Origin of the sequence: Streptomyces sp. SID12501 (assembly GCF_010550245.1) — a bacterium.
Taxonomy (GTDB): Bacteria; Actinomycetota; Actinomycetes; order Streptomycetales; family Streptomycetaceae; genus Streptomyces.
This window is the reverse complement of sequence record NZ_JAAGLU010000174.1, coordinates 1-767: the sequence shown is the minus strand read 5'-3', so window position 1 is coordinate 767 and position 767 is coordinate 1. Positions and strand designations below refer to the sequence as shown.

Here is a 767-nt window from a genome sequence, read left to right as displayed (position 1 = left end):
CGGCGACGACCACTTCTTCCTGTTCGGGCTCCTCGAGCCGCAGGTCGAGCAGGTCGTGGCCGCCGGGTACGAGCCGTCCCGGTACTACGAGGAGAACCGCACGCTGCGTCGCGCGATCGACCTCATCGCGTCGGGTGCGTTCGCGAACGGCGACCGCAAGGTCTTCGAGCCGATCGTGTCGAACCTGCTGCACGAGGACCGGTTCCTGGTGCTCGCGGACTTCCAGTCGTACGTCGAGGCGCAGGAGCGGGTCGACGCCGCGTACCTCGACACCGAGGGGTGGACGCGCTCGGCGATCCTCAACGTCGCGCGGTCCGGGTTCTTCTCGTCCGACCGGTCGATGTGGGACTACATCGATCGCATCTGGCACGCGCAGCCGGTCGTCGCGCGCTGACGCGGCTCCCCGGTCGCACGACGGTCCCGCACCCACCGGGTGCGGGACCGTCCGACGCCCGGGACCTTCCGTCACCCCCACCCGGCCCCCGGGCCACCCCACCCGGCCGAACGCGGAGTTGTGCCGGTTCCGAGGGCGCAGGAGCGGCTGAAGCCCGCACTCGACGGCCGTGATGGGGCGGTGGCGTCAGGCGCGCAGCGCCGCGACCGCGGCCGTCAGGCGGGGGCGGTCCAGGCAGGAGAGTTCCCAGTGGGCCGGGGTGGGGGCATCGAAGCGCAGCTCCGAGGGCGGGCCCTGCGAGACGCCCAGGGGCTGGAGGGCGGCCCTGTTGCGCGGGGGGTTGGCGTTCAGGCGGAAGGGCGGGCCGTCCGCG

2 protein-coding genes are annotated in these 767 nt (G+C 73.3%); one reads left to right on the top strand and one right to left on the bottom strand.

From position 1 onward, the window contains the following. Positions 1–394, top strand: a 394-nt coding sequence (locus tag G3I71_RS45060; protein ID WP_164324696.1) for a glycogen/starch/alpha-glucan phosphorylase, incomplete at its 5' end; no start/stop codon positions are given. A 186-nt stretch (positions 395–580) separates the two neighbouring features. Here the strand turns inward: G3I71_RS45060 and G3I71_RS45055 are convergent. Further along, a partial coding sequence (locus tag G3I71_RS45055; protein WP_164324694.1) for a hypothetical protein occupies positions 581–767 on the bottom strand: 187 nt, incomplete at its 5' end.